The 25,702-nt window shown below is 72.0% G+C and carries 22 protein-coding genes; 12 read left to right on the top strand and 10 right to left on the bottom strand.

The window, feature by feature from the left end:
- Positions 1-2: 2 nt before the first annotated feature.
- Complete coding sequence (locus tag ID574_RS25990) at positions 3-635, top strand: MBL fold metallo-hydrolase (protein WP_188191584.1); 633 nt, start codon at positions 3-5, stop codon at positions 633-635.
- On the opposite strand, the gene mnmA is transcribed toward ID574_RS25990, so the two are convergent.
- Positions 622-1,686, bottom strand: a complete 1,065-nt coding sequence (gene mnmA, locus ID574_RS25985) for a tRNA 2-thiouridine(34) synthase MnmA (protein ID WP_188191583.1) — start codon at positions 1,684-1,686, stop codon at positions 622-624. The genes ID574_RS25990 and mnmA overlap by 14 nt on opposite strands.
- 242 nt (positions 1,687-1,928) lie before the next feature.
- Between mnmA and ID574_RS25980 the strand changes: the two genes are divergently transcribed.
- Positions 1,929-2,984 (top strand): DUF695 domain-containing protein, encoded by a 1,056-nt coding sequence (locus ID574_RS25980; RefSeq protein ID WP_188191582.1) that lies wholly within the window; start codon positions 1,929-1,931, stop codon positions 2,982-2,984.
- Positions 2,985-3,054: 70 nt separating this feature from the next.
- On the opposite strand, the gene ID574_RS25975 is transcribed toward ID574_RS25980, so the two are convergent.
- Positions 3,055-4,284, bottom strand: a complete 1,230-nt coding sequence (locus tag ID574_RS25975) for a cysteine desulfurase family protein (protein ID WP_223167071.1) — start codon at positions 4,282-4,284, stop codon at positions 3,055-3,057.
- A 53-nt stretch (positions 4,285-4,337) separates the two neighbouring features.
- Between ID574_RS25975 and ID574_RS25970 the strand changes: the two genes are divergently transcribed.
- The 8 genes from ID574_RS25970 to ID574_RS25935 all read left to right on the top strand — a co-directional run bounded on the left by ID574_RS25970 (position 4,338) and on the right by ID574_RS25935 (position 15,728).
- Positions 4,338-4,847, top strand: coding sequence for a TetR/AcrR family transcriptional regulator (locus tag ID574_RS25970; RefSeq protein ID WP_188191581.1), 510 nt, complete (start codon positions 4,338-4,340; stop codon positions 4,845-4,847).
- Between the two features lie 441 nt (positions 4,848-5,288).
- Positions 5,289-6,482, top strand: coding sequence for an MFS transporter (locus tag ID574_RS25965; protein ID WP_188191580.1), 1,194 nt, complete (start codon positions 5,289-5,291; stop codon positions 6,480-6,482).
- A gap of 120 nt (positions 6,483-6,602) precedes the next feature.
- Positions 6,603-7,502, top strand: a complete 900-nt coding sequence (locus ID574_RS25960) for an ABC transporter ATP-binding protein (protein WP_188191579.1) — start codon at positions 6,603-6,605, stop codon at positions 7,500-7,502.
- Positions 7,499-8,254 carry a hypothetical protein gene (locus ID574_RS25955; protein ID WP_188191578.1) on the top strand — a complete coding sequence of 252 codons (756 nt, stop codon included), beginning with the start codon at positions 7,499-7,501 and terminating at the stop codon, positions 8,252-8,254. Before ID574_RS25960 ends, ID574_RS25955 begins: the two co-directional genes overlap by 4 nt.
- 23 nt (positions 8,255-8,277) lie before the next feature.
- A complete protein-coding gene (locus ID574_RS25950; protein WP_223167070.1) occupies positions 8,278-8,979 on the top strand; it encodes a response regulator transcription factor in 702 nt (233 codons plus the stop codon).
- Positions 8,976-10,445, top strand: a complete 1,470-nt coding sequence (locus tag ID574_RS25945; protein WP_188191576.1) for a sensor histidine kinase — start codon at positions 8,976-8,978, stop codon at positions 10,443-10,445. The genes ID574_RS25950 and ID574_RS25945 overlap by 4 nt, the downstream gene beginning before the upstream one ends.
- A 172-nt stretch (positions 10,446-10,617) precedes the next feature.
- Positions 10,618-14,457, top strand: coding sequence for a Pls/PosA family non-ribosomal peptide synthetase (locus ID574_RS25940; protein WP_223167069.1), 3,840 nt, complete (start codon positions 10,618-10,620; stop codon positions 14,455-14,457).
- The gene (locus tag ID574_RS25935) at positions 14,454-15,728 is read left to right on the top strand and encodes a M1 family metallopeptidase (protein WP_188191919.1); all 1,275 of its coding nucleotides are present in this window, start codon (positions 14,454-14,456) and stop codon (positions 15,726-15,728) included. The genes ID574_RS25940 and ID574_RS25935 overlap by 4 nt, the downstream gene beginning before the upstream one ends.
- A gap of 113 nt (positions 15,729-15,841) precedes the next feature.
- Here ID574_RS25935 and ID574_RS25930 read toward each other — a convergent pair whose 3' ends face one another.
- Together ID574_RS25930 and ID574_RS25925 are read right to left on the bottom strand one after the other, a co-directional pair.
- Positions 15,842-16,912 (bottom strand): NAD(P)/FAD-dependent oxidoreductase, encoded by a 1,071-nt coding sequence (locus tag ID574_RS25930; protein WP_188191575.1) that lies wholly within the window; start codon positions 16,910-16,912, stop codon positions 15,842-15,844.
- 10 nt (positions 16,913-16,922) lie between these two features.
- Positions 16,923-17,210, bottom strand: a complete 288-nt coding sequence (locus ID574_RS25925; RefSeq protein ID WP_188191574.1) for a dihydrofolate reductase family protein — start codon at positions 17,208-17,210, stop codon at positions 16,923-16,925.
- 129 nt (positions 17,211-17,339) lie between these two features.
- Here ID574_RS25925 and ID574_RS25920 point away from each other — a divergent pair, with 129 nt between their 5' ends.
- Together ID574_RS25920 and ID574_RS62875 are read left to right on the top strand one after the other, a co-directional pair.
- Positions 17,340-17,552, top strand: coding sequence for a DUF1918 domain-containing protein (locus tag ID574_RS25920; protein ID WP_188191573.1), 213 nt, complete (start codon positions 17,340-17,342; stop codon positions 17,550-17,552).
- 54 nt (positions 17,553-17,606) lie between these two features.
- Positions 17,607-18,053, top strand: a complete 447-nt coding sequence (locus ID574_RS62875) for a Txe/YoeB family addiction module toxin (RefSeq protein ID WP_442939324.1) — start codon at positions 17,607-17,609, stop codon at positions 18,051-18,053.
- Here the strand turns inward: ID574_RS62875 and ID574_RS25910 are convergent.
- From ID574_RS25910 to ID574_RS25885, 6 genes are all read right to left on the bottom strand, one after another.
- Positions 17,984-18,937, bottom strand: coding sequence for an electron transfer flavoprotein subunit alpha/FixB family protein (locus ID574_RS25910; protein ID WP_188191572.1), 954 nt, complete (start codon positions 18,935-18,937; stop codon positions 17,984-17,986). The two genes, ID574_RS62875 and ID574_RS25910, sit on opposite strands and share 70 nt — an antisense overlap.
- Positions 18,938-18,955: 18 nt before the next feature.
- Entirely contained in the window at positions 18,956-19,735 is a 780-nt protein-coding gene (locus ID574_RS25905; protein WP_188191571.1) for an electron transfer flavoprotein subunit beta/FixA family protein, read from the bottom strand.
- Between the two features lie 245 nt (positions 19,736-19,980).
- The gene (locus ID574_RS25900) at positions 19,981-21,177 is read right to left on the bottom strand and encodes a serine/threonine-protein kinase (protein WP_188191570.1); all 1,197 of its coding nucleotides are present in this window, start codon (positions 21,175-21,177) and stop codon (positions 19,981-19,983) included.
- A 35-nt stretch (positions 21,178-21,212) separates the two neighbouring features.
- Positions 21,213-23,015, bottom strand: coding sequence for a serine/threonine-protein kinase (locus ID574_RS25895; RefSeq protein WP_188191569.1), 1,803 nt, complete (start codon positions 23,013-23,015; stop codon positions 21,213-21,215).
- Between the two features lie 16 nt (positions 23,016-23,031).
- A complete protein-coding gene (locus ID574_RS25890) occupies positions 23,032-25,044 on the bottom strand; it encodes a serine/threonine-protein kinase (protein ID WP_188191568.1) in 2,013 nt (670 codons plus the stop codon).
- A gap of 121 nt (positions 25,045-25,165) precedes the next feature.
- On the bottom strand, positions 25,166-25,678 hold the full coding sequence (locus ID574_RS25885; protein WP_188191567.1) for a YbaK/EbsC family protein: 513 nt from the start codon (positions 25,676-25,678) through the stop codon (positions 25,166-25,168).
- Positions 25,679-25,702: the final 24 nt, after the last annotated feature.

Here is a 25,702-nt window from a genome sequence, read left to right as displayed (position 1 = left end):
GCGTGAAGCTAACGAAATACGGTCACGCCTGCGTACGCCTGGAGAAGGACGGAAAGGTCCTCGTCATCGACCCCGGGGCCTTCACCACGGACCCGGTGCTCGACGGCGCCGACGCGGTCCTCATCACCCACGAGCACTTCGACCACGTCGACGTCGGCAAGTTGAAGGCCGCCTCGCCCGAGCTGGAGATCTGGACCTGCGAAGGCGTGGCGGCGGGGCTGGCCGAGGTGCCGGGCGAGGTCCGGGTGGTGCGCCACGGCGACGCCTTCGAAACGGCCGGTTTCCGGGTGAAGGCGTTCGGCGAGTGGCATGCCAAGAACCACCCTGACGTGCCCGTCGTCCAGAACGTCGGTTTCCTGGTGGACGACGAGGTGTTCTACCCCGGCGACGCCCTGACGGTGCCGGACGTGGAGGTGCCGACCCTCTTGGTGCCGACCGGCGCGCCGTGGCTGAAGCTCATGGAGATGATGGAGTATCTCCGCACGGTCCGCCCCGCGCGGGCGTACTCCACGCACGACGCGCTCTACAGCGACCTCGGCCTGGGCATCATCGACAACTGGCTGCGGGACGAGGCGGAGAAGCAGAAGGCCGACATCCGCCGCCTGCCGGTCGGCGAGTCGGTCACTCTCGGCTAGCGGAGACGATGGTCGCCGAGCCGATCACGGTGTCGCCCGAGTAGAGGACGGCCGCCTGGCCCGCCGCGACGCCGGTGGCCGGGCGGTCGAGGTCGATGCGCAGGCCGCCGCCGGCCTCCTCGAAGCGGCAGCCGTACACCTCGCCGTGGGCCCGCAACTGCACGGTGAGGTCGTCGTGGGCGGCGGGGCCGTTCCACACCGGCGGGCCGCAGGTGATCGTGGTGACCTCCAGCGCCGAGCGCGGCCCGACCGTGACCGTGTTGGACACCGGCTCGATCGACAGCACGTAGCGCGGCCTGCCGTCGGGGGCGGGCCGGTCGATGTGCAAGCCCTTGCGCTGGCCGATCGTGAAGCCGTGGGCGCCGTGGTGGCTGCCGACGACCTCGCCGCTCTGGTCGACGATGGGGCCCTCCGCCGAGCCGAGCCGCTTGGACAGGAAGCCGCGCGTGTCGCCGTCGGCGATGAAGCAGATGTCGTGGCTGTCGGGCTTGTCGGCGACGGTCAGGCCGCGTCTGGCGGCCTCCTCGCGCACCTCGGCCTTGGTCGAGTCGCCCAGCGGGAAGATCGCGTGGCCGAGCTGCTCGCGGGTGAGCACGCCCAGCACGTAGGACTGGTCCTTGCCCTGGTCGACGCTCCTGGACAGGACGCCGTCGACCAGCCTGGCGTGGTGGCCGGTGGCGACCGCGTCGAAGCCCAGGGCCAGCGCCCGGTCCAGCACCGCCGCGAACTTGATCTTCTCGTTGCAGCGCAGGCACGGGTTGGGCGTGCGGCCGGCCGCGTATTCGGCCACGAAGTCCTCGACCACGTCGCGCTGGAAACGCTCGGCCATGTCCCAGATGTAGAACGGGATGCCGATCACGTCGGCGGCGCGGCGGGCGTCGCGCGAGTCCTCGATCGTGCAGCATCCGCGGGCGCCCGTGCGGTGGGATTGGGGGTTGGCGGACAGGGCGAGGTGGACACCAGTGACGTCGTGGCCCGCCTCGGCGATCCGAGCGGCGGCCACGGCTGAGTCGACGCCGCCCGACATGGCGGCAAGCACACGCAGTCCCATGACCGTTCCAGCGTACTGTCCGGCCGGGAGTGCGCGACCATGGCCCGCAATCCCCGCGCCTCCATCTCCGCCGGGGGACCTCGGCCGAAGACTCCACAGCCCACCGATTTCCGCCGAAGTACGGCGAGGGCGAGGGTGAAGGGCGCGGAGTGCGGCGGTCCTCGGAGTCTCCGATACCCGGTACGGCGGGGTCTGGGGCGGCGCGGAGTGCGGTGGTCGTCGGGGTCTGCGAGGATTCGGCCATGCGACTGTTCGGGCGCAAGGACGCAGAGGAAGAGGGCGGCGAGTCACGCGAGGACGGGATCGCCGGATTCTGGGAGTGGTGGCAGGAGGCCAGGCCGCGGCTCGACTCGCTCGTGGCCGCGGGCGAGGCGGGCGGGCTGGAAGACCTGCTGGCCCCGGCCGTGGCGGCGATCGATCCAGGCCTGGTGTGGGAGGTGGCGCCCGGCAGGAACGCCGCGCACGCCCTGGTGGTGACCTCGGCGGGCGACGCCGAGCTGCGCCCGCTCGCACATCGCTGGGCCGGGGCCGCCCCGCCGGCCGACCTGCTGTGGGAGTTTCACCCGTCGCGGCAGGCCAGTCCACAGGCTGTGGAGCTCACGGTGGACGTGGGCGGGTTCGAGTTCGCGCTCGACAAGCTGACGCTGGGCCTGCGCGTGCCGCGTAACCAGCCGCGGGTCGACGTTTCGGCCTACCATCCGATCTTCGGGGAGCTCGACGAGGACACCAGGATGGAGGCCACGCTGCTGGCCCTCGACTGGCTGCTCGGCGAGGACGACGTGGCCAGGTGGGTGGGCGAGATCACGGCGGCCACGTTCGAGCCGATCGACGCCGTCGCGGCCGCACACCTGCCCGCCGTGGTCGCCGACCTGGCCTCCGGCTACGACGAGGAGCAGTGGGTGCTGCTGGAGGGCCAGACCGCGGGCGGCGCGCCGCTCGTCGCCACGGCCCGCTATCCGCTGCGCCCGGTCGACTATCCGCTGTTCGACCAGCACATCGAGATCACGCTGCCGTACGCGCACCGCGACGAGGCGGGCCTGCCGATCGGCGAGTCGCTGACGGCGCTGCGCGACTTCGAGGAGCGGCTGGCCGCCCGCCTGCTCAAGCTGCGCGACGACGCGGTGCTCGCGGCACACCTCAGCGCGGAGGGGCAGCGGGTCATCCACGTGTACGCCGACCCGACCGGCGACGCCGCGATCCACGCCAAGGAGCTGATCGTGAGCTGGGAGGAGGGCGAGCCGCGGGTGGACGTCGCCACCGACGCGGGGTGGATCGCCGTGTCGCCCTTCCTCAGCTGACGCCCCCGGCCCAGCTGAGACCGGCCCCGCTCAGCCGAGACCGGCCCCGCTCAGCCGAGACCGGCCCCGCTCAGCTGAGACCGGCGCGGCGGGCGCGTTCGACGGCGGCGGGGAGCACCTCGATGAGGCGGTCGACGTCCTCGCGGGTCGAGGTGTGGCCCAGCGTGAACCTGAGCGAGCCCCGCGCCGCGGCCGGCTCCGCCCCCATGGCCAGCAGCACATGGGACGGCTGCGACACGCCCGCCGAGCAGGCCGAGCCCGTCGAACACTCCACGCCCTTGGCGTCGAGCAGCATGAGCAGGGCGTCGCCCTCGCAGCCGGGGAAGGAGAAGTGGGCGTTGCCCGGCAACCGCGCCGACGAGGCCGGAGCGATTCCTCGCCGTTCGTCCTGGGGGGCCTGCGGGGGGCTCGCCCCCCGCAGGTCGGGGTCGCCGTTGAGTATCACGTCGGGCACGGCCTGGCGGACCCGCGCGATGAGCTCGTCGCGCAGCGCCGTGAGGCGGCGGCTCTGCTCCTCCTGGTGCCCGACGGCGGTGGCGACGGCGGCCGCCAGTCCCGCGATGGCGGGCGCGTCGAGCGTGCCCGAGCGCACGTCGCGCTCCTGGCCTCCGCCGTGCTGCACGGAGACCGGAGTCAGGCCCCTGGCCAGCAGCAAAGCGCCGACCCCCATCGGGCCGCCGATCTTGTGGCCGCTCAGCGTGAGGGCGTCGGCCCCCGACTCGGCGAACGACACCGGTAGCTGACCCACCGCCTGGACCGCGTCCGTGTGGAACGGGATGCCGTGGTCGTGGGCGATGGCGGCCAGGACGTGCACCGGCTGGACGGTGCCGACCTCGTTGTTGGCCCACATGATGCTGATCATGGCCACGCTGTCGGGGTCGCGCTCGATAGCGGCCCGCAGCGTCTCCGGATGCACCCGGCCGTGCTCGTCCACCGGCAGCAACTCGATCTCGGCGCCCTGGCTGTCGGCCAGCCAGTGGGCCGGGTCGAGCACCGCGTGGTGCTCCACGGAGCTGATCAGCACGCGCCGCCGCGGCCGGCGCGCCCAGTAGAGACCTTTGATCGCGAGGTTGTCGGCCTCGGTGCCCCCCGAGGTGAACACGACCTCGCTGGGCCGCGCGCCGAGCGCGTCGGCGATCGTCTCCCGCGACTCCTCGACCACCCTGCGCGATCGGCGGCCCGCCGCGTGCAGCGAGGACGGGTTGCCGACGCGTTGGAATTGCTCCGTCATGGCCTCGATCGCCTCGGGCAGCATCGGCGTGGTCGCCGCATGATCAAGATAGGCCGACGGTCTGGTCACCCGCTCAGGGTATCTCGTTTGCTACTGTACCGTCCGGACGGTACAGTAGTGGCATGCGAAGAGACGAGCTTTTGGACGCGGCGGAGGAGCTCCTCTGCGACCAGGGCTCGGCCGCGCTCACCCTGGCCGCGGTCGCCGACCGGGCCGGCGTGAGCAAAGGCGGCCTTCTCTATCACTACGGCTCCAAGGATGCCCTGATCAAGGGCATGGTGGAGCGGCTGATCGAGGACTTCGACGAGCTCATGGCCGCCCAGCCCGGCGAGACCTACACCGAGCGCTACCTGGAGGCGACGCTGGTCGCCGTGCGATCCGGCCGGCTGCGACGATGGGCGGTCGTCACGGGGGCGTCAGGCAACCTCTTCCTGCTCGCGCCGCTGCGCGAGGCGATGGCCCGATGGCACCGCGAGGGGTTGAGCGAGGAGCCGGATCCCGTGGCCGCGCAGATCGTACGGCTCGCGTGTGAGGGGCTCTGGGACGTGGCCAGCCACGACCCGGAGCTGAACACCGAGGACGATCTGCGGGCCCTCGAATCCCGCATGAAAGCCTTGCTCAAAGGCCCCTGACCGGCGGCCCGCCGCGCCGGCCCCCCGATGACGACCGCCCCACCGAAGGACCGGCGGCCCATCCCGCTCCGGAGTGAAGACGCCCCCTCATGGGGGAACGGCGCCCGACGGGAGGGCCCCCGACCACGGACGGACGGCGCTCCCCACGGACGGCGCCCTGCCAGGTGATCTTTCTGCCGAGCGGCTCCCCAGTGCGGCCCTCTGCCGGACGGCGCTCTGGCAGGCGACACCTTCCCCGAGTGTGTTCGCCGTGCGGCGCCTTGCCGCGCGGTGCCGCACCCGCCCACACGACGCCGGTGTCGCAGGTCCTACGCGCCGGAGATCCCCATGCCTCAGGGGTGACCGCGCCGTCAGCAGCCCATCACGCAGCCGGCCCCCCAGCCACAGCCCCCAACGCCCTGAAATATCCCGAAATTACGACTCTATGTGAGGTGTTGCCGTATGACCCGCAACCTGAGGAGTGCCCGTTACGGTGCAGTCCTCACTTTCGTCCTGGGCGGCCTGATGGTCGGCACGATGACCGTGCGCATCCCGGCGCTGACCGACAAGCTCGGCCTGTCCGAGTCCGCGGTCGGCGCCATCCTGCTGGTCTGGGGCCTGGGCGCCCTGCTGACCATGCAGTCCATGCGCCGCGTCATGGCCCGCGCGGGCAGCAGGGCGGTCCTGCGGGTCGGCGGCCCTCTCACGGCGTTGGGCCTCGTGGCCGTGGCGTTCGCGCCGGACCTCCCCTCGCTCATGGTGGCCGTGGCGTTCTTCGGCATGGCGTTCGGCATGGTGGACGTCGCCATGAACGCCCAGGGCTCCACGGTCGAGCAGGCGTACGGACGCCCCCTGATGAACGGCATGCACGCCGGCTGGTGCGTGGGCGCGATCGCGGCAGGCGCCCTGGGCAGCCTGGCGATCGCCGCGGGCCTGTCGTTCACCGCCAACGTGGCGCTGATCGGCCTGGTCTCGCTGCCGGTCATGGTGGTGATCGGCCGCACGTACCTGCCCGAGGCCCCGGCGGCGGAGACCGCCGCGAAGGCCGGGCGCCGCCTGCCCCCGATCGTCTACCTGCTCGGCGCGATCATGTTCTTCGCCTTCATGGTGGAGGGCACGGTCGCCGACTGGAACGGCCTGTACATGCGCGACGAGCTCGGCGCCCCCGAGGCCCTGGCGGCGCTCGGCTACCCGGTCTTCGAGGCGGGCATGCTGATCGCCAGGCTGACCGGTGACCGGCTGCGGACCAGGTTCGGGGTGCGCGGCATGCTGACCGTGTCCGGGGTGGCCACGGCCGGGTTCTTCACGGTCGTGCTGCTGGCTCCGGCGGCGCTGGTGGCGGTGTTCGCGATGTTCTTCGTCGGGCTCGGCGTGGCGACGATCTCCCCGCTGACGCTGTCGCTCGCCGGGACCGCGACCGACACCCCGGGCCCGGCGATCGCCCAGGCCGGCGCGATGGGGTACGCGGGCCTGCTGCTCGGCCCGGTGATGATCGGCTTCCTGTCGGACGTCACCTCCCTGCGTACCGCACTCGGCGTCGGCGTGGTCCTCGGCCTGCTGATCGCGCTGGCCTCCCGCCTGCTCCCCCGCACGGAACCGGCCGCGATCAGCCCGCTCCCGGTCGGGGAGCGCGAGCCCGCCGAGGCCGCCGCCTGACCCCGGGTCCTGTGAGTTCTCTGTGGATCCTCGCGAGCACGTCCGCACGGCGTCGCCGCCTCACAGAGAACTCACAGAACCCCTCAGAGCGCCTCCAGCCCACCACCCCACGCTGGACCCATGATCCAGCTCAACGGAATGACCAAACGCCACGGCGAGGTGCTCGCCGTGGACGATCTCACCTTCACGGTACGGCCGGGCCTGGTCACCGGCTTCCTGGGCCCGAACGGCGCAGGCAAGTCCACGACCATGCGCATGATCCTCGGCCTGGACCTGCCCACCTCGGGCACCGCCACCGTCAACGGCCGCCTCCACCAGGACCTCCCGCACCCTCTGCGCGAGGTCGGCTCGCTGCTGGAGGCGCAGGCCGTGCACCCGCGGCGCACCGCGCGCAAGCACCTGCTCTACCTGGCCCAGACCAACGACCTCCCGCCCGCCCGCGTCGACGAGGTCCTCGACCTGGTCGGGCTCACGGACGCGGCGGACCGGCCGGCCGGCGTCTTCTCGCTGGGCATGAGCCAGCGGCTGGGCATCGCCGCGGCGCTGCTCGGGGACCCGCCGGTGCTGCTGCTCGACGAGCCGGTCAACGGCCTGGATCCAGAAGGCGTCCTGTGGATCCGCACGCTGATCCGCGGCCTGGCCGCAGAGGGACGTACGGTGCTGGTCTCCAGCCACCTGATGAGCGAGATGGCGCTGACCGCGGACCGTCTGGTGGTGATCGGCAAGGGCCGGCTCATCGCCGAGGCCGCCATCGGCGAGTTCACCGGGAACGACGGGGCGGTGCTCGTCCGCACGCCGGAGTCCGCCTCGTTCGCGCGGCGGCTGGAGCTGTCCGGCGCGCACGTGCGGGCCGGGCGGGACGGCGAACTGGTGGTGACCGGCATGACGGCGCCCGACATGGGGCGGCTGGCGGCGGCGGAGGGAGTGCCGCTGTTCGAGCTCACCCCGCGGCGGACGTCCCTGGAAGAGGCCTTCATGGAGCTCACCCGCGACAGCGTCGAGTACGGAGCTGCCCGATGACGGTTCTCGGAGCGGAGTGGACAAAGTTCAGCAGCATCAGAGCCACCATGACGCTGTCGCTCGCGACCGTCGCGGCCTCGGCGGCGCTCGGCTTCCTGTTCAGCAACGCCTCTGCCAGGCAGTACGCCACGGCCACGCCCCAGGAGCGGCTGGACTTCGCGCCGCTGGACCTGGGGATGCGCGGCCTGTTCGTCGTGCAGTTGCTGGTCGCGGCGCTGGGCGTGCTGGTCGCCTCCTCCGAGTACGGCTCGGGCACGATGCGGGCCAGTGTCGCCGCGGTGGGTGGGCGGGGCCGCCTGCTGGCCGCCAAAGCCGGGATGACGGTCCTGACCGCGCTGCCGGTGAGCGTGGCCGGGGTGTGGCTGATGTACGTGGCCGGTCAGACGACGCTGGCCGCGGGCGGGGCGCCGTATGTCATGCCGGGCGACCCGGCCGCGCTGCGCCTGCTGCTGCTCGGGCCGCTGGTGTTCACGTCGCTGGCGCTGTTCGGGCTGGCGCTGGGCTTCCTGCTGCGCGGCACCGCCCCCGCCGTGAACGTCAGCACGGCGTTCCTCCTGCTGCCCATCCTCTCCACGGCCTCGCCCGCCCCCGTCCGGGACTTCATCTCGGCCTACTGGCCCAACATGGCCGCCTTCCAGACCGTCTCCGGCACCTCCGAGCTGCCGGTATGGGTGGGATCAGGGATCCTCGTCGGCTTTGTGGCGGTCATGCTGATCGTCGCGTACGTCCAGTTCAAGAATCGCGACGCCTGACTACGCTGGACCGGGGAGGTGCTGTGGGCGAGAGACTGCTCGTGGTCGACGACGAGCCCACCGTCAAGGAGCTGCTGTCGGCGACCCTGCGCTTCGCGGGCTTCACGGTGAGCTCGGCCGAGAGCGGCGCCCAGGCGCTGGAGGCGGCCCGGCGCGACCCACCCGACCTGGTGCTGCTCGACGTCATGCTTCCCGATCTCGACGGGTTCGAGGTCATCCGCAGGCTGCGGAGCCTGCCCAGAGGCGGCGGGCGGCCCGGCCCCGTGCCCGTGCTCTTCCTGACGGCGCGCGACGCCACGGCCGACAAGATCAACGGGCTCCGGCTGGGCGGCGACGACTACGTGACCAAGCCGTTCGACCTGGAAGAGCTGCTGGCCAGGATCAGGGCCATCCTGCGGCGCACGGGCGGGGTCCCCGACGACCACACGATCGTCGTCGGCGACCTGGAGGTCGATCCCGACGGCCACCAGGTGACCAGGGCGGGGCGGCCGGTGCGCCTGTCGCCGACGGAGTTCCGGCTGCTGCACCACCTGGCGCTCAACGCCGGCCGGGTGCTGCCCAAGCCGCAGATCCTGGAGCACGTGTGGCGCTACGACTTCGCCGGCGACACGAGCATCGTGGACACGTACGTCAGCTATCTGCGGCGCAAGCTCGACACCGGCGAGCCCAAGCTGATCCACACCGTCCACGGGGTCGGCTACGTGCTGCGCAAGCCGAAGCGATGATCGGGCGGCTGTCACTGCAGGCCCGGCTGCTGGCCATCGTGATGGCGCTGCTCGTGGTCGGCCTGGCGGTGATCGGCTCGGTCGTGCTGCGGCAGCTGGAGACCCAGCTCCTGGCCCGCATCGACACCCAGCTGGCACCGATGGGCAGGCTGCTGTCCGCCATGCCGCGGGAGTTCACTGAGCGGCTGCAACGGCAGGGGACCACGGTGCCGCTGGGCGGCGAGCAGTTCGATCTGATCGCGCAGGGGTATGCCGCCTACCTCTCCGCGGACGGCACCGTACTCGGCGAGCTGGGCGACGGGGCAGCGCCCGCCCTGCCCCGGCTCGACGCCGCGGCGCTGGCGGCCCGCGCGGGCAAGCCGTTCACCGTGGCGGGGCCGGATGGCGAGGAGTGGCGGGCGATCGTCTTCCCGCGTGCCGCCAGGGGCGGCGAGGAGGCGCTCCCCCGCACCGACCAGTCCGCGGCGCACTCCGGCGTCGTCGCGGCCGTGTCGCTGGAGGCGATGCACTCGATCGTCGGCCGGCTCCGGACGGCCTCCCTGATCACGGGGGCCGTGCTGCTGGCGGTGCTCGCGCTGGTGGGCGGTTTCGCGATCAGGGCGGGGCTGGCGCCGCTGCGCCGCGTGGAGGAGACGGCCGCGGCCATCGCCGGCGGCGACCTGTCCAGGCGCGTGTCCGAGCCGGCCACGACCAGGACCGAGGTGGGGCGGCTGGCCCGCTCGGTCAACACGATGCTCGCCCAGATCGAGCAGGGGGTCGCGGCGAGCGCGGAGTCCGAGGCCCGCATGCGCAGGTTCGTCGCCGACGTCAGCCACGAGCTGCGTACCCCGCTGTTCGGCATCAAGGGCTTCTCCGAGCTCTACCGGATGGGCGGCACGGAGGCCGGGCCCGCGCTGGCCCGCATCGAGAGCGAGTCCGGGCGGCTGGCGCGGCTGGTGGAGAACCTGCTGCTGCTCGCCGCTCTGGACGAGGCCGACGGGCCCGCTCTCGACCTCACCCCGATGGACCTGCGTACGCTGGCCGCCGACGCCCGCCACGACTTCGCCGCCCTCGATCCGTCCCGGCCGATCGCGTTCACCGGGCCCTTCGGCGGCCCGGCGGCGAGCGCCCCGGTGCTGGGCGACGAGGCGCGGCTGCGGCAGGTGGTCAGCAACCTCGCGGGCAACGCCGTCACCCACACCCCCGCCGGCACGCCGGTGAGGATCGGCGTGGGAACCTCCGGCGGGGAGGCCGTGCTGGTCATCGAGGACGAAGGGCCGGGGCTCACCGCCGGAGAGGCCGCCAGGGTGTTCGACCGGTTCTACCGCGCGGACGGCTCGCGGGCCCGTACGACGGGGGGCGCGGGGCTCGGCCTGGCCATCGTCCGCTCCATCGTCACCGCCCACGGAGGCCGCGTGGAGGTCCGCTCGTCGCCGGGCGAGGGCACCGCCTTCGAGGTCCGCCTCCCGGCCGCCGACCAGCACTGACGCCACACGACCCGGACGTTCCGCCATCCTCCCGGAATAAGGGACGGCGAGAGAGCCGTTGCGCACTGGGGTGGCGCAACGCCACGAAGGTGGCGGATGATTCGATGCTGCGGCCCATGCCCTTCTGAGGCGGCCGCTGCCGACCGCCTGAACTTAGGTAGGGAGCAGCATCTTGTCTCGCCATCCGGCCGATTTACGTGCCCGAGCCGCGTCCGCGGTCTATCCCGCGGGTCTGCTGGCGCCGCCGCCCCGCACCCTGATCGACATCCTCGACGAGACCGCCCGCCTTCACCCGGACGCGCCCGCGCTCGACGACGGCACGGTCTGCCTCGACTACCGCTCGTTGCGCGCCGAGGTCGACCGGGTGGCCGCCGAACTGGCGGAGGCCGGGGTCGGCCGCGGCGCCAGGGTGGGCGTGCGGATCCCGTCGGGCACCGCCGAGTTGTACGTCTCCATCCTCGCCGTCCTCGCGGCCGGGGCCGCGTACGTGCCCGTGGACGCCGACGACCCGGACGAGCGGGCCGAACTGGTCTTCACCGAAGCCGGGGTCGACGCGGTCATCACCGGCGAGCTGACGGTTCACGGCAGCACGGGGACGGCGTCCGCGCCGCCCTCGCCCGGCGACGACGCGTGGATCATCTTCACGTCCGGGTCCACCGGCAAGCCGAAGGGCGTCGCGGTGACGCACCGCTCGGCGGCCGCGTTCGCCGACGCCGAGGCCGGGCTCTTCCTGCGGGAGCGGCCGCTGGGCCCCGGCGATCGGGTGCTGGCCGGGCTCTCCGTGGCCTTCGACGCCTCCTGCGAGGAGATGTGGCTGGCCTGGCGGAACGGCGCCTGCCTCGTGCCCGCCCCCAGAGCACTCGTACGCACCGGAATGGACCTGGGACCTTGGCTGGCCGGTCAGCGCATCACGGTCGTCTCGACCGTGCCGACACTGGCCGCGCTCTGGCCCGTGGAGCACCTCGGCGGGATCCGGCTGCTGATCTTCGGCGGTGAGGCGTGCCCTCCCGAGCTGGCCGAGCGACTGGCCGTGCCGGGGCGCGAGGTGTGGAACACCTACGGGCCCACCGAGGCGACGGTGGTGGCGTCGGCGGCGCGGCTGACGGGCGACGGCCCCGTACGCATCGGCCTGCCCCTCGACGGGTGGGACCTGGCGGTCGTCGGCGGCTCCGGCGAGCCGGTGGCCATGGGTGAGACCGGCGAACTGGTCATCGGCGGCGTGGGCCTGGCCCGCTACCTGGACCCGGTGAAGGACACCGAGAAGTACGCGCCGCTGCCGTCGCTGGGGTGGGAGCGCGCCTACCGCAGCGGTGACCTGGTACGCGCCGAACGTGAGGGCCTCGTCTTCGTCGGCCGCGCCGACGACCAGGTGAAACTGGGCGGACGCCGGATCGAGCTGGGCGAGGTGGACGCCGCGTTGCAGGCGCTGCCCGGCGTCAACGGCGCGGCGGCCGCCGTCCGCACCGCGGGCGGCGGTCATCAAGTGCTCGTCGGCTACGTCGTCACCGAGCCCGGTTTCGACGCCGGTGAGGCCCGCGAGCTGCTGGCCGATTCGCTGCCCGCCGCCCTGGTGCCGCGCCTGGCGGCCGTCGACTCGCTGCCGACGCGGACCTCCGGCAAAATCGACCGTGACGCGCTGCCCTGGCCGCTGGCCGAGCCGGCCGCGGCCTCCGCGGAGCTCAGCCCGGCCGAAGCCCTGCTGGCCGAGAGGTGGGCCGGCATCCTGGGCGTGGCGCCGGACGGCCCGGACGCCGACTTCTTCGCCGACGGCGGCACCAGCCTCGCCGCAGCCCGGCTGGTCTCCGTGCTGCGCCCCGACTATCCGGACGTGGCGGTGGGCGACGTGTACGCGCACCCGACGCTCGCCGGTCTGGCTCGGCTCCTCACCGCGAAGGGCGAGCCCGAGACCGCGCGGCCGCCCGTGTCCCCCATGCCGCGGCGGGCCTCAGCAATGCAGGCGGTGCTCATGATCCCGCTGCTCACCGCCGGCGCCATGCGCTGGCTCGTGCTGCTCGCCGCGCTCAACAACCTCCTCGCGCCGCCGTGGGCACCGGCTCTGTCGTGGTGGTGGGTCGCCCTGGGCGGGCTGGCGTTCGTCACTCCCATGGGGCGGATGGGCCTGTCGGCGGGGGTCGCCCGGCTGCTGCTGCGCGGCGTGCGGCCGGGCAGCCACCCGCGCGGTGGCGGCGTCCATCTGAGACTGTGGTTCGCCGAGCAGTTCGCGGCCAGGCTCGGCGTCCCCGACCTGGCGAGCGCCCCCTGGATGGCGTGGTACGCCCGGCTGCTCGGCGCCCAGGTGGGCCCGGACGCCGATCTGCACTCGCCGCCACCGGTCACGGGCCTGCTCAAGCTGGGCAAGGGCGCGTCGGTCGAGCAGGAGGTCGACCTCAGCGCCCACTGGTACGACGGTGACCTCGTGCACATCGGTGAGATCCGGATCGGCGCGGGCGCCACGGTCGGCTCCCGGGCGACGCTGCTGCCGGGCGCGAGGATCGGGAAGAACGCCCAGATAGCGCCGGGGTCGGCGGTCGCCGGCGCCGTCCCCTCGGGCGAGCTGTGGGCCGGCGCGCCGGCGTTCAGGCAGGGCAAGTCACGCAGGACCAGGCCACCGGAGCGGGCGGCGCGCTCCCGCCTCTGGGCGTCGCTGTACGCCGTGACCGCCGTCGTGCTCAGCCTGCTCCCGGTGGTCGCGGCGGGGGCCGCGCTCGCCGTTCTCGCCGCGTTCGCCGGGGATGCCCGCACGCTGGGCGAGGCGCTCACGGCTGCTCTGGCCGGCGTTCCGCTCGCCACGCTCGCCGGCCTCGCCGCCTTCGCCCTGATCACGCTGGTCAGCGTGCGGCTGCTCGGTCTGCGCCTGCGTCCCGGCCACCACCCGGTGCACAGCCGCCAGGCCTGGCAGGCGTGGGCGACAGGGCGGCTGATGGCCTCGGCCCGCGTCTGGCTGTTCCCGCTGTACGCGAGCGTCCTCACCCCCGCGTGGTTGCGGGCGCTGGGCATGAAGGTGGGCCGCGGCGTCGAGCTGTCCACGGTTCTCGCGCTGCCCACGATGACCTCGGTCGGCGACGGCGCCTTCCTGGCCGACGACACGATGGTGGCCCCGTACGAGCTCGACGGCGGCTGGATGCGCATCGCGTCCGCCCGGATCGGCAAGCGGGCCTTCCTCGGCAACTCCGGCATGACCGCGCCCGGCCGTAAGGTCCCCAAGGACGGCCTGGTGGGGGTGCTGTCGGCGACACCTAAGAAGGCCAAGTCCGGCTCGTCGTACGTGGGCATGCCGCCCATGGAGCTGCGACGCACCGCGGAGGAGGGCGACCGGAGCCGCACCTACGACCCGCCCGCGCGGTTCAAGGCGGCCCGGGCGCTGGTCGAGCTGTTCCGCGTGGTGCCCGCGATGTGCGCGGTCGCGCTCGCCGTCCTGGTCGCCGCCGCTCTCGAAGGACTGGCGGCGCGGTACGGCTTCGCCGCGGCGGCCGCGCTGAGCGGCGTCGTCATGCTGGCCGCCGGGGTGCTCGCGGCCGCAGTGGCGACGGTCGCCAAATGGGCCCTGGTCGGCCGGATCCGAGCGGGCAACCGGCCCCTGTGGAGCTCGTTCGTGTGGCGCAACGAGCTGGCGGACAACTTCGTCGAGGTGCTGGCGGCGCCCTGGTTCGCCCGGCCGTGCCTGGGGACTACGCTCCTGAACGTGTGGCTTCGCTCACTCGGGGCAAACATCGGACATGGGGTCATGTGTGACACGTACTGGCTGCCCGAGGCAGATCTGGTGACGCTGGGTGACGGCGCGTGCGTCAACCGGGGCTGCGTCCTGCAGACGCACCTGTTCCACGACCGGGTCATGAGCATCGACACGGTGACGCTGGAGCCGGGCGCGACGCTCGGCCCGCACGGCGTGGTGCTGCCCGCCGCGAGCGTCGGCGCCGACACCACGATCGGGCCGGCCTCGCTGGTCATGCGCGGCGAGGCCGTCCCCGGCCGCACCCGCTGGTTCGGCAATCCCATCTCGGCTTGGCGATGATGCCGTACTTTCCTGCGCACGGCGATCACCGTTACGGAGTCTCGCACTACGACCTGACGTTGAGATACCGGGTCCCGGCCAACCGGCTCGACGGCACGGCCCGGCTGACGGTGTCGTCCGGCGGGCCTCTCACCATGCTCAACCTGGACCTCGGCCGCTTCCGCGTCTCGGGCGTCACCGTGGACGGCGTTCCCGCGCGCTACTCGCACGACCAGGGCAAGCTGCGCGTGTCCCTGCCCCGGCTGCTGCCCGTGGGAGCGCAGGCCGAGGTCGAGGTCCGCTACTCGGGCAGCCCCATGCCGGTGCGGAGCTTCTGGGGCGATCTGGGCTGGGAGGAGCTGACCGACGGCGCACTGGTCGCCAGCCAGCCGATCGGCGCCCCTTCCTGGTTCCCGTGCAACGACCGGCCCGACGACAAGGCGTCCTACCGGATCTCCGTGACGACCGCGTCGCCGTACCATGCCATCGCGAACGGCGTGCTCGTCGGCAAGCGCCGCGCGGCCGGGGCCACGACGTGGGTGTACGAGCAGGCGGAGCCCATGGCCAGCTACCTCGCGAGCGTTCAGATCGGCCGCTACCAACTCTCGGACGTCGCCGGAACGCGGCTCGCCCACCCGGCCCGCCTCGCCACGCGCGCGCGTCACGACTTCGGCCGGCAGGGCGAGATGATGGCGCTGTTCACCGACCTGTTCGGGCCCTACCCCTTCGCCGCCTACACCGTCGTGGTGACCGATGACGACCTGGACATCCCGGTCGAGGCGCAGGGCATGTCGATCTTCGGCAGGAACCACGTGGACGGCAGGCGCGGCTTCGAGAGGCTGATCGCGCACGAGCTGGCGCATCAGTGGTTCGGCAACAGCGTCACCGTGGCCTGCTGGAGCGACATCTGGCTGCAGGAGGGCTTCGCCACGTACGCCGAGTGGCTCTGGTCGGAGTCCTCGGGCGGCCCGCCCGCCGGCGACCATGCCCGGCGCTGGCACCAGAAGCTCGCCACGCTCCCTCAGGACTTCGTACTGGCGGACCCGGGCGAGACCATGATGTTCGACGACCGCGTCTACAAGCGCGGCGCGCTGGCCCTGCACGCATTACGCCAGACCGTGGGCGACCACCTCTTCTTCCTCACCGTCCGGGCATGGAACCACGCGCACCGGCACGGGAACGTGACCACCCGAGAGTTCGTCGATCACGCCCAGCGCTACAGCCCGCAACCGATCCGCCCGCTGCTGTCCGCCTGGCTGCACGACAAGCCGCTCCCACCCCTGAACCCTTGACGACCGCCCCTCGCCCGGAGGGTTTCATGTGGCAAGCCCGGAACTGATGGCGGTCGAGCGGGTGGTGAGCGACTTCGCGAGCAAGGCGTCACTGAGGCGAGGCCAGTCGGCGATCATGGGTTGCTCCCGGCGGGTGGCGAGGACGACCCTCCCCGCGGGCGGCAGCGTCGCAGCTCGGCCGCGGGTTGGCCGGTGACGAGCTCGTCCGCGACCAGACGCCCGACAGTGGGCGCGAGGGTTACGGCCGCGTGCATGACGGCCACGTAGACGGATCTGTCCGGGGTCACGTATCCCACGATGGGGCCGTCCGGCGGCATCGGGCGTCTGCCGAGGCGGTGCCCGAGGAGACGAACGGCGACGTCGCCGCCGAACGCCGATCGCAGCCGCTCCACGGTGTGCTCGGCAAGCCGTCGGAGCACCGCCCCGGAGGTTGCTCCAGCGTGGGGAGCCGTCATCAAGAGCCGGCCGTCCCGGAGTTCCCTGGCTTCGAAGTGCGGGCCGGCGAGGATGGTCCTGACCAGCCGCGATGGGGCTTCCACCCGTATCAGGAAGGCCGGAGAGACCGCCACGGGCAGGTGGACGCCCAGCGGCTCGCACAGCGCCGGGACACCGGTGCCCGCGGCGAGCACCACCGTCGAAGCCGGGTGGAATCCCGTTGAGGTCATCACTCCTTCGACGCGCCCACCGGCGATCTCGAGGGAGGTCACGCCCGAGCCGAGCATCACCTGCGCGCCGAGCCTGCGAGCGGCCTGCACGAGAGTTTCCGTCAAGCGCAGCGGATCGACGCCCCCGTCGGCCGGGGAGTACACCGCCCGCTCGGGAGGGGACTGGAGGTGCGGTTCGAGCGCCGCGATCTCGCTCCGGCCCACCCACTCCTGGCCGCGCCCCGGCCGGAAGCCCTCCCCGCCATCGCTCCAGGCCAATGAGCCGGTCCAGCGAACCGCCGTTCCGGGCAGCTCCGCCTCCAACCGCCGGTAGTCCGTCAGAACGGACCCGCGCAGGTCCTCGGCCCCGCCCGGCCAATCACCACCGGAGTCGCCGATCCACGCGAAGGAATCGCCCGTCACGCCCGCCGCCGGCGACGCCGCCTGATCGATCAGGGTCACGGACACGCCTCGGCGGGCCAGGTGATAGGCCACCGAGGCGCCCACGATTCCCGCACCGACTACGGCGACGGCGGACATAACCCTCTCCTCACCCGATTCCAGGCCGGTAGTAGAGCAGGAGGCTGCCGGACTTGAAGGGCCTGGTCTTCGTCAATTCCAGCCTGGTTCTCTGATGTGCGCCTTCGAACAGTGTCCGGCCCTCGCCGAGAACGATCGGATTGACGAGGAGGCGCAGCTCGTCGATGAGTCCCGTCGGCAGGAGGTTCGCGGTCAGGGTGGAGCTGCCGAAGATGGCGATGTCCTTGCCCTGTCGCCGTTTGACGGCGGCGAGCTCTTCCTGCACGTCGTGCGGCCATGGCTCCTTCTTGCCGGCCATGCTGGTCCGCGCAGCTGCTGTAGTCCCGGGGTGTGTTCGCCGTACACCCGAGAGGGAAGTTGTCAGGAGTGGCGGAGTAACGCTGCGTATATCGAACACGTGGGTCCGGCCCGTGGAAAGGGGGCAGGTATGCGCGCCCAGCCCGGAGACCTGTTGCACAAGCACTCGAACATCGTCGGCAGAAAGGACGAGATAGCGGAGATCATCGAAGTGATGGGTGAGGACGGCCAGCCGCCGTACCGCGTCCACTACCCCGACGGACACGAGACCGTGATCACGCCCGGCCCGGACGCGGTGGTCGAACATCCAGAGGAGCAGCAGCCGCACCACACCCCATGGTGACGGCAGGCTCAGCGCACCCATAAGGCCCGGGAGACATTTCCTGGGCCTTGACCTTTGCAGGTCCGCCGCCGCCTGTACGAGGCCCTCCAGGAGACCGCCCACCTCCTGCGCTCCCCCGCGAACGCCCGCCGGATCTTGCGCTCCTATCAGCAGGCCTTGTCCTTCACGCCAACTGGCTGGGATGACTACGTCCATTGGCAGACCGCCGACCGGCAAGCCCTCAAACGCGTCAATCGCCTGATCGACGACACACTTCGCGATCCCTACGCCGGGATCGGCCTGCCTGAACCACTCAAGCGTGCCTTGGCGGAGGCCGGGTCCCGGCGTATCCAGATCGCATGGCATTGCTCGCATCCATTCCGTGCCGCGGTCGGCGGAAAGCGGCGAAGCGGCTTTGAGCTGGGGGTTTGGGGGCCGCGCCCCCAAACCTCCTACTTGCGCTTCTTGACCTCTTCCGTCAGCTGCGGAACGACCTGGTGGAGGTCGCCCACCACGCCATAGTCCGCCAGCTCGAAGATCGGCGCCTCCGGGTCCTTGTTGATGGCGACGATCGTCTTGGCGGTCTGCATGCCCGCCCGATGCTGGATCGCCCCCGAGATGCCGGCCGCGATGTACAGCTGCGGCGACACCGTCTTGCCCGTCTGCCCCACCTGGAACTGGTGCGGATACCAGCCCGCGTCCGTGGCGGCGCGCGAGGCGCCCACGGCCGCGCCCAGCGCGTCGGCCAGGTCCTCGATGATGGAGAAGTTCTCGGCCGAGCCCACGCCCCGGCCGCCGGAGACCACGATGGCGGCCTCGGTCAGCTCGGGCCTGGCGCCCTTCTCCTGCTTGACCCGCTCGACGATGCGCGCGGCCTTGGCGGCGTCGGACAGCGTGACCGACACCTCCTCCTCGGCTCCGGCTCCCGCAGCGGGCTCGGGGGCGGTCGAGTTGGGGCGTACGGCGACGATGGGCGTGCCCTTGCGGACCTTGGAGTGCACGTTGACGCCGCCGCCGAAGATGGACTGGTCGGCCACGAAACCCTCGCCGAGGCCCACGGCGTCGGTGATGACGCCGGAATCGGTCTTGATGGCGAGGCGGCCGGCGATCTCCTTGCCCTCGGGCGTGGCGGCAACCAGCACGGCGGCAGGGGACTTGGCGGCCACGAGCTGGGCGAGCAGCTCGGCCTTCGGCGCCACCACGTAGTCGACGATGTCGTCCGAGGCGGCGACGTAGATCTTCTCGGCGCCGTACTCCGCCAGCCTGGCCTTGGCCTCCGGCGTGATGCCGGGGCCGGCCCAGACGGCGGCGGGCGTGCCGAGCGAGCGGGCCAGCGTGAGCAGCTCCAGCGTGACCTTCTTGACCTCGCCGTCGACCTGCTCGACGAGAACGAGAATCTCCGACATTTCAGTAAACCCCCGTTCTCAGATGAACTTCTTCGACGCGAGGAACTCGGCGGCCTTGGAGCCACCGTCGCCCTCGTCCTTGACGATGGTGCCGGCGGCGCGCGGCGGGGCCGGGGCGAAGTCGACGACCTCGGACCAGGCGGCGGCCAGGCCGACCTGGGCGGCGTCGATGGAGGCGTCACCGATGGCGAGCGTCTCGACCGGCTTCTTCTTGGCCGCCATGATGCCCTTGAACGAGGGGTAACGCGGTTCGTTGATCTTCTCGACCACGGACACGACGGCCGGCAGCGTGGCCTCGACCTTGTCGTAGCCGTAGTCGGTGATGCGCTGGATCGAGATGGAGGAGCCCTCGACCTCGACCTTGTTGGCCAGCGTGAGCTGCGGCGTGCCGAGGCGCTCGGCCAACATCGCGGCCAGCACGCCGGTGCGCGCGTCGGTGGACTCGGAGCCCAGGACGACGAGGTCGAAGCCGATCTTCTTGAGCACCTGGGCCATCGCATACGAGGTCGACAGCGCGTCGGAGCCGTGGAGGGCCTCGTCGCTCAGGTGCACGGCCTTGTCGGCGCCCATGGCCAGGGCCTTGCGGATGGTCTCTGTGGCCTTGCCCGGGCCCATGGTGAGCACGGTCACCTCGCCACCGTGGGCCTCTTTGAGCTTCAGCGCCTCTTCGACGGCGTACTCGTCAAGCTCGTTGACCACGCCGTCGGCGGCGTCGCGGTCGAGCGTCTTGTCATCGGACCGCAGCTTGCGCTCGGTCGCCGTGTCGGGGACCTGCTTCACGCAGACGACGATGTTCATGGCCGGTGGCCGACCTCCCGTTTCGCGTGCGCCACCGCGTCGCTGCGGTGGCCGGCGGATGCAATGCTGTCCAGACTGCCAGGTGTCTCCCGGACCCCCGGCAGAGGGTGGCTTGTCGCGGTCATGTTACCCACGGGTAGCTTACGCGCAAACCGCCAGGAGTGCGGACGACACGCATGCCACCATACCGAGCTTCATTCTGTTGGTGGCCAACCGGGTCACGCCGGCAGCGTGTCGGCGTCAGGTCAGGCCGACAACAGGAACACGATCCCGACCACCAGCGCCGTTCCCGCGAACAACGCGAGCGTGAACGTGCTGAACATCGCCGCCAGCCCGAAGCAGAGTCCGACAGCCCCGGCCACGCTGACCAGGTCCGTGATCAGGCGCATGCGCCGGTAGGGGCTGTGCGAGAACAGCGCGACGCCGGCGTCCGACACCACGGCCAGCGCGTACGCCGCCAGCAGGAAGAGCGCGACCTCGGGCAACGGCTCGCGCGCGGCGGCGGCCAGCAGTGACACGAACAGCCCCGATCCGATCATCCAGCGCCGGCGCACCTTCTCCCGATGCCTGGCCCTGGACTCCTCAACCGACCGGCGATGCCGCTCCTTGGCCGGCCGCAACTCCATGGTGACCATGTCATCGGCCGTACGGGTGGCGCGGCGCGGTGGGGACGGCACGTGGGCGACCCCGAGCCGGGCGCAGATCTGCGCCGCCGTGGGACGGGCGGCCGGGTCGGTGGACAGGCAGTCCCGTAACAGCGGCTCCAGCCAGTCGGGCACGCCCGCCAGGTCCGGTGGGTGGTGCACCACCCGGTAGGCGACCGCGGAGGCCGGCCCCTGCCCGTACGGCTGCCGCCCGGTCGCCGCGTACGCCAGCGTCGCCCCGAAGGAGAACACGTCGGCCTCCACGCCCGCGCTCCGGCCCTCCAGCACCTCGGGCGCCAGGTAGCCGGGTGTGCCCACCACGGCCCCGGAGGCGGTGACCGACAGCGAGTCGAGCGCGCTGGCGATGCCGAAGTCGATGACGACGGGGTCGCCCTCGGCGAGGATCACGTTGGCCGGCTTGAGGTCCCGGTGGATCACTCCGGCCTCGTGCATGGCCAGCAGCGCGTCGGCCAGCCCGGCGGCCAGCCTGCGCAGGTCCTCGACGGGCACCGGCACGGCGCTCAGGGGACGGCCCTGGACGTATCGGGTCACGAGGTAGGGCCTGGCGCCCTCCAGCGAGGCGTCGAGCACCTCGGCCACGTGCGGCCCGCCGACCCGGCGCATGGTCTCCACCTCGCGCGCCAGCCGGGCGAGCGCGCCGCCGTCGGCCGCGACGTGCGGGTGCAGCACCTTGACCGCCACCGTGCGCCCCTCGCCGTCGAGCGCGAGGTGCACCTCGCCGAACCCGCCCGCCCCGAGCCGGGAAAGGAGCTCATAGGAGCCGAGGCGCTCGCTCATATCTCTACTGTCCCCCTGAGGGCTCGCGGGGACACTCAGAACCAGTTGGTCAGGAATCCCAGCCCGAGATCGTTCATCAGGCTGCCGATCAACCCGGAGATCAGCCCGATCGTGCTCTGCCTGGCATCGCTGGCCAGGTCGTTGACGACGGACTCCGGCGCCCGCCACGGCGACCACACCGCGTCCTGTCCCAGCGCGAACATCACCGCGAACAACGCAGCCGTGCCCACCAGCACGACCGCGATCAGAGCCGCGCCCGGGCTGCGCAGCACGCCCGTGAGGGAGCGGGTGACGGCCTTGCGCGGCGCGCCGCCGCCGGGCAGCACGAACAGGCCGGCCGCGAACGCCCCGGCCGCGTAGGAGGCCGCCACGTTGAAGCTCATCCCGCCCAGCCAGTGCAGGACGCCCCACACGCACACGCCGAACAGCAGCGCCAGCGGCACGTGCACCGCCGTGACCAAAGCGGACTTCACCAGCGCCCACGGCGTGCCGACCAGGGCGAGCAGCGGGTCGGCCGCGCTGCTCCCGCGGACCTGGCGCCTCTTGACCAGGTCGCCGAACAGGTATTCGCCGAGCCGCAGCACCAGCGCCAGCGCGATCGCCACCGCGCCCACCATGACCGGCATCATGACGGTCAGCGCCACCAGCGTGACCAGCAGCAGCAACCCGGTGAGCTGCGCGCCGAACAGGTATCTCTTGCGCTCGGCCGGCGGGGTGTACTGGCGCGGCGCCGGCGCCGGCGGCGGAGTGTAAGGCCTGACCTGTGACGGCGCCGAGTTCGGCGGCGCCGGGTAGCCGGCCACCCGCTGGTCGGGGCGCGGCGGCCGGGCCGAGATCGGGGCGGGCACGTAGGGCGGGGGCCGCTCTTCGCGCCGCTTCGGCGGTGGCGGCGGCCGTTCCTCGCGCCGCTTCGGCGGCGCGGGCTTGCCGTATTCGACCGGCGGCAGCAGGTCGGCGTAGGACTCCATGACCCGCGTGCCGGTGCCCATGCGCTTGGTGCCGGTCGGGCCGTCGAACGACGTCTCGTTGAACGTGGTCACCGCCGGGTCGAGCGCCCTGGCCATCCGCAGCAGCTCCTGCGCGCCGGGCCGGGCGGCCGCGTCGACCTGGAGGGCCCGGCTGAGCCAGCCGCGCAGCCACGCGGGCGCCTTGTCGAGCTGCGCCCGCCCTTCCATGATGTTGAAGCAGACCGCTTCGAACGTTCCCGTGCCGAACGGCGGCGCCCCCGTCGCGGCGAAGAACACCGTCGAGGCCAGGGCGTGCACGTCGGCCGCCTGGGTGATGTCGGAGTCGCGGATGATCTCGGGCGCCAGGTAGCCGGGCGTGCCGACGAACATGCCGGTCTGGGTGAGCCGGGTGGCGTTGACCAGGTGGGCGATGCCGAAGTCGATGACCAGCGGCTCGCCGTCCACCATCATGACGTTGGACGGCTTGAAGTCGCGGTGGATCACGTCGGCGGCGTGGATGGCCACCAGCGCCTGGCAGAGCCCCTGGGCGAGCTTGATGACCTCGCGCGCCGAGAGGGGGCCGTCGGACAGGACGGTGTCCTCAAGCGTGCGACCGGGCGCGAAGCGGGTGACGACGTACGGCTGGCCGCCCACGAGCTCGGCGTCGATGACCTCGGCCACGTGCGGGCTGCGTACCCGGCGCATGGTCTCGACCTCGCGGGTGAGGCGGTCGCGGGCCTTGAGGTCGGCGGCCACGTGCGGGTGGAGCACCTTGATGGCGACTTCGCGGCCCTCGGAGTCGAGCCCGAGGTGGACGACTCCCATGCCGCCCTCGCCGATCTTCCTGACCAGCCGGTACGGGCCGAGGCGTTCTGGTGCTTGAGTGCTCATCGCCGCCTTCCCCGCGTCATCCCCCGGTGTTCCCCCTCAGTCCTTCGAGCTGCTCGACCACTGGATCGACGTTCAGCGGAGTCCATACGGCCTCCCCCTTCGGCTCGTCCACGAACGTGCTGTAAGCGGGGATCAGCGAGAGCGCGGCACCCACCGCGAAGACTCCCGCCATAACCATCGCCGCTGTTCTCGAGGGTACGAGCGATGAGAGCGTTCTGCGCATCTGCTTGCCGGGACCCTCCACTCCGGGACCTGCGCAGACGGTCCACAGCGCGACGGCGGCACCCCAGGCCAGGGCGTAGTACGCGTCCACCCCGGCCACCACCGTGAGCAGCAGCGTCACCGGCAGCCCCAGGATGACCGCGTAGAGCACCAGGGCCAGCGTGATGCCCACGGACCTGGCCAGCGCGGCCGGGTAGGCGAACACCCTGATCACGTCGAGCGCCGCCGCCCCCGCGGCCCGGCGGGCCGTCAGCTGGGGCTGCGCCAGATCGGCCGCGCGCAGCAGCACCGCGAACGGGATCGCCACGGCGGCCACGATCACGGGCGCGAGCACGGCCGCCACGATCATGATGACGAGCAGCATCGCGCCCGCGACGCCGTACGCCTTGGAACGCTGCAGCACCTTGCCCGGCGCGGAGGCCGGGATGTACGGCTCCCGCTTGGTCCTCGGGTCCGGCGGATATTGAGGCTGCGCCGGGATGTAAGGAGGCGGCTGGACCGGGGTGGGGCCCGGCTGGCCGTAGTCGGGCGTCTCGGGGACCGGACCGACCGCTCCGTGGCCCATCGGCCCTGGAAGCGGCACGCCGGGCGTGGGGCGCCCGACGTCGGGGCTCGCGTTGAGCCTGCCGTAGTCGGGCGAGTCGGGGCGTACGCGTCTGGTCGGCACGTCGGCCTCGCCGTGCGGGGCCGGGGCCGGGTGGCTGTTTGCCTGGTGGTGCGGCCAGGGCTGGCTGGGCGGCACCGCCGCGCCCTCACGCTGGATCTGGCGCAGCTCCTCGGGCGTCACCCTGCGGGTCGGCCACGGGTCACCCTGGTTGGGCAGCAGCGAGACGTACGGCTGGTCCTGCGGGGGCGCGACGGGCTGCGGCTCCTGGCCTTCGATCAGCCGCCTGGGCGTGACCGGCGGCGTCGAGATGTCATAGGACGGCTTGTCCGTCACCCGCGGGGGCAGCCGGCTCGGCGCCTGGCCGTCCGGGCGCGGCACGGTCGAGATCTCGTCGGGTGTGCCCGGCGGCGGCGCGGGGAGCATCCTGGCGGTCTGCTCGGCCAGCTCGGCGGCCTTGGGACGCTTGGCCGGGTTGCGCTGGAAGGCCGACTTGAGCAGCGGCTGCAACTCCGCCGGGGCGGCGCTGACGTCGGCCTTGCCGGCGGTGATGTTGTAGAAGATCATCTCCAGCGTGCCCTTGCCGAAGGGCGGCTGGCCGGTCGCCGCGAACAGCAGCGTGCCCGCCCACGCGTGGATGTCGACCTCGGGCCCCGCCTCCTGCCCCTCGATGATCTCGGGCGCGAGGTAACCGGGGGTGCCGATGAACATGCCCGTCTGCGTCAGCCGTGTCGCGTCGACCGCCTGCGCGATGCCGAAGTCGATGAGAACCGGCTCGCCGTCGAGGATCATGACGTTGCCCGGCTTGAGATCGCGGTGGATGACCCCCACCGAGTGCACGGCGGCCAGCGCGGACGCCACCCCGTGCGCGACCCTGATCAGCGCGGGCAGGTCGAGCGGCCCGTCGTCCTTGACGATCTCGTCGAGCGGACGGCCCGGGACGAAACGGGTGACGATGTAGGGACGATGACCGGTTACGTCGGCGTCGACGACCTCGGCGATGTATTTGCTCCGGACCCGGCGCATGGTCTCGACCTCGCGCGAAAGCCGCCGCCTGGCGACCTCGTCGCCGGCGACCTCTCCGCGCAGGACCTTGACCGCCACCTGCCGCCCCTGCGGGTCGACAGCGAGGTGGACAACGCCCATCCCGCCTTCACCGAGCCGCCTGAGCAGCCGGTAAGGGCCTAGTCGGTCATCGTTCATGGCATGAAGCACCATACCGGCTTAATCCCCGCCCACGAGATGAACCATGAGGCCACATTCCCACTCGTACAACGTCCACGATGGCCCCATCGGTTTCCCATCCAACGGTCTCGAATCGGCCTCAGTTTGCCAGGGCCAGGACTTCGGCGCGCTTCAGTCCGGCCAGCGCGGCGCCGGAGACGGCGAGCTTCGACCTGCGCACACCGCTTCCGATCACCACCCTCGGGTGCTCGGCGACATGCGTGTCGACCAGGATCGGCCAGTCGTCGGGCAGGCCGAGAGGCGTGATGCCGCCGTACTCCATCCCGGTCAGCTCCACCGCGTCGGCCATCGGCGCGAAGCTCGCCTTCCGGGCGTCGAGATGTCTGCGTACCACGCCGTTCACGTCGACTCGCATCGTCGCGAGCACCATGCAGGCGGCGTAACGCGTCTCGCCGCCCCTTCTCGCCGCCACGACCACGCAGTTGGCCGACTCGTCGAGCCGCTCGCCGTAGTGCTCGCAGAACGCCGCGGTGTCCGCGAGATCGGGATCGATCTCGGCCACCTCGACGCCCTCCATGTTGCGCACGGCGAGGGCCACCGGATCAGCCAGCAGGTCGGTGCGTTCGGTCGCGGGAACCCAGTGCAACGTCATCCCATCTCCTCGATCCGCTTCTCC

Source organism: Nonomuraea sp. SYSU D8015 (assembly GCF_008065375.1).
In the GTDB taxonomy this organism is placed as follows: Bacteria; Actinomycetota; Actinomycetes; order Streptosporangiales; family Streptosporangiaceae; genus Nonomuraea.
Note: the sequence above shows the minus strand (reverse complement) of the source record. Positions and strands in the feature narration are given on the sequence as shown.

Bases quoted from the DNA above. Each gene is read 5' to 3' on its own strand.
- mnmA (WP_188191583.1), bottom strand. From the start codon at position 1,686: ATGGGACTGCGTGTGCTTGCCGCCATGTCGGGCGGCGTCGACTCAGCC.
- ID574_RS25980 (WP_188191582.1), top strand. From the start codon at position 1,929: ATGCGACTGTTCGGGCGCAAGGACGCAGAGGAAGAGGGCGGCGAGTCA.
- ID574_RS25970 (WP_188191581.1), top strand. From the start codon at position 4,338: ATGCGAAGAGACGAGCTTTTGGACGCGGCGGAGGAGCTCCTCTGCGAC.
- ID574_RS25965 (WP_188191580.1), top strand. From the start codon at position 5,289: ATGACCCGCAACCTGAGGAGTGCCCGTTACGGTGCAGTCCTCACTTTC.
- ID574_RS25960 (WP_188191579.1), top strand. From the start codon at position 6,603: ATGATCCAGCTCAACGGAATGACCAAACGCCACGGCGAGGTGCTCGCC.
- ID574_RS25955 (WP_188191578.1), top strand. From the start codon at position 7,499: ATGACGGTTCTCGGAGCGGAGTGGACAAAGTTCAGCAGCATCAGAGCC.
- ID574_RS25945 (WP_188191576.1), top strand. From the start codon at position 8,976: ATGATCGGGCGGCTGTCACTGCAGGCCCGGCTGCTGGCCATCGTGATG.
- ID574_RS25935 (WP_188191919.1), top strand. From the start codon at position 14,454: ATGATGCCGTACTTTCCTGCGCACGGCGATCACCGTTACGGAGTCTCG.
- ID574_RS25930 (WP_188191575.1), bottom strand. From the start codon at position 16,912: ATGTCCGCCGTCGCCGTAGTCGGTGCGGGAATCGTGGGCGCCTCGGTG.
- ID574_RS25925 (WP_188191574.1), bottom strand. From the start codon at position 17,210: ATGGCCGGCAAGAAGGAGCCATGGCCGCACGACGTGCAGGAAGAGCTC.
- ID574_RS25920 (WP_188191573.1), top strand. From the start codon at position 17,340: ATGCGCGCCCAGCCCGGAGACCTGTTGCACAAGCACTCGAACATCGTC.
- ID574_RS25910 (WP_188191572.1), bottom strand. From the start codon at position 18,937: ATGTCGGAGATTCTCGTTCTCGTCGAGCAGGTCGACGGCGAGGTCAAG.
- ID574_RS25905 (WP_188191571.1), bottom strand. From the start codon at position 19,735: ATGAACATCGTCGTCTGCGTGAAGCAGGTCCCCGACACGGCGACCGAG.
- ID574_RS25900 (WP_188191570.1), bottom strand. From the start codon at position 21,177: ATGAGCGAGCGCCTCGGCTCCTATGAGCTCCTTTCCCGGCTCGGGGCG.
- ID574_RS25895 (WP_188191569.1), bottom strand. From the start codon at position 23,015: ATGAGCACTCAAGCACCAGAACGCCTCGGCCCGTACCGGCTGGTCAGG.
- ID574_RS25890 (WP_188191568.1), bottom strand. From the start codon at position 25,044: ATGAACGATGACCGACTAGGCCCTTACCGGCTGCTCAGGCGGCTCGGT.
- ID574_RS25885 (WP_188191567.1), bottom strand. From the start codon at position 25,678: ATGACGTTGCACTGGGTTCCCGCGACCGAACGCACCGACCTGCTGGCT.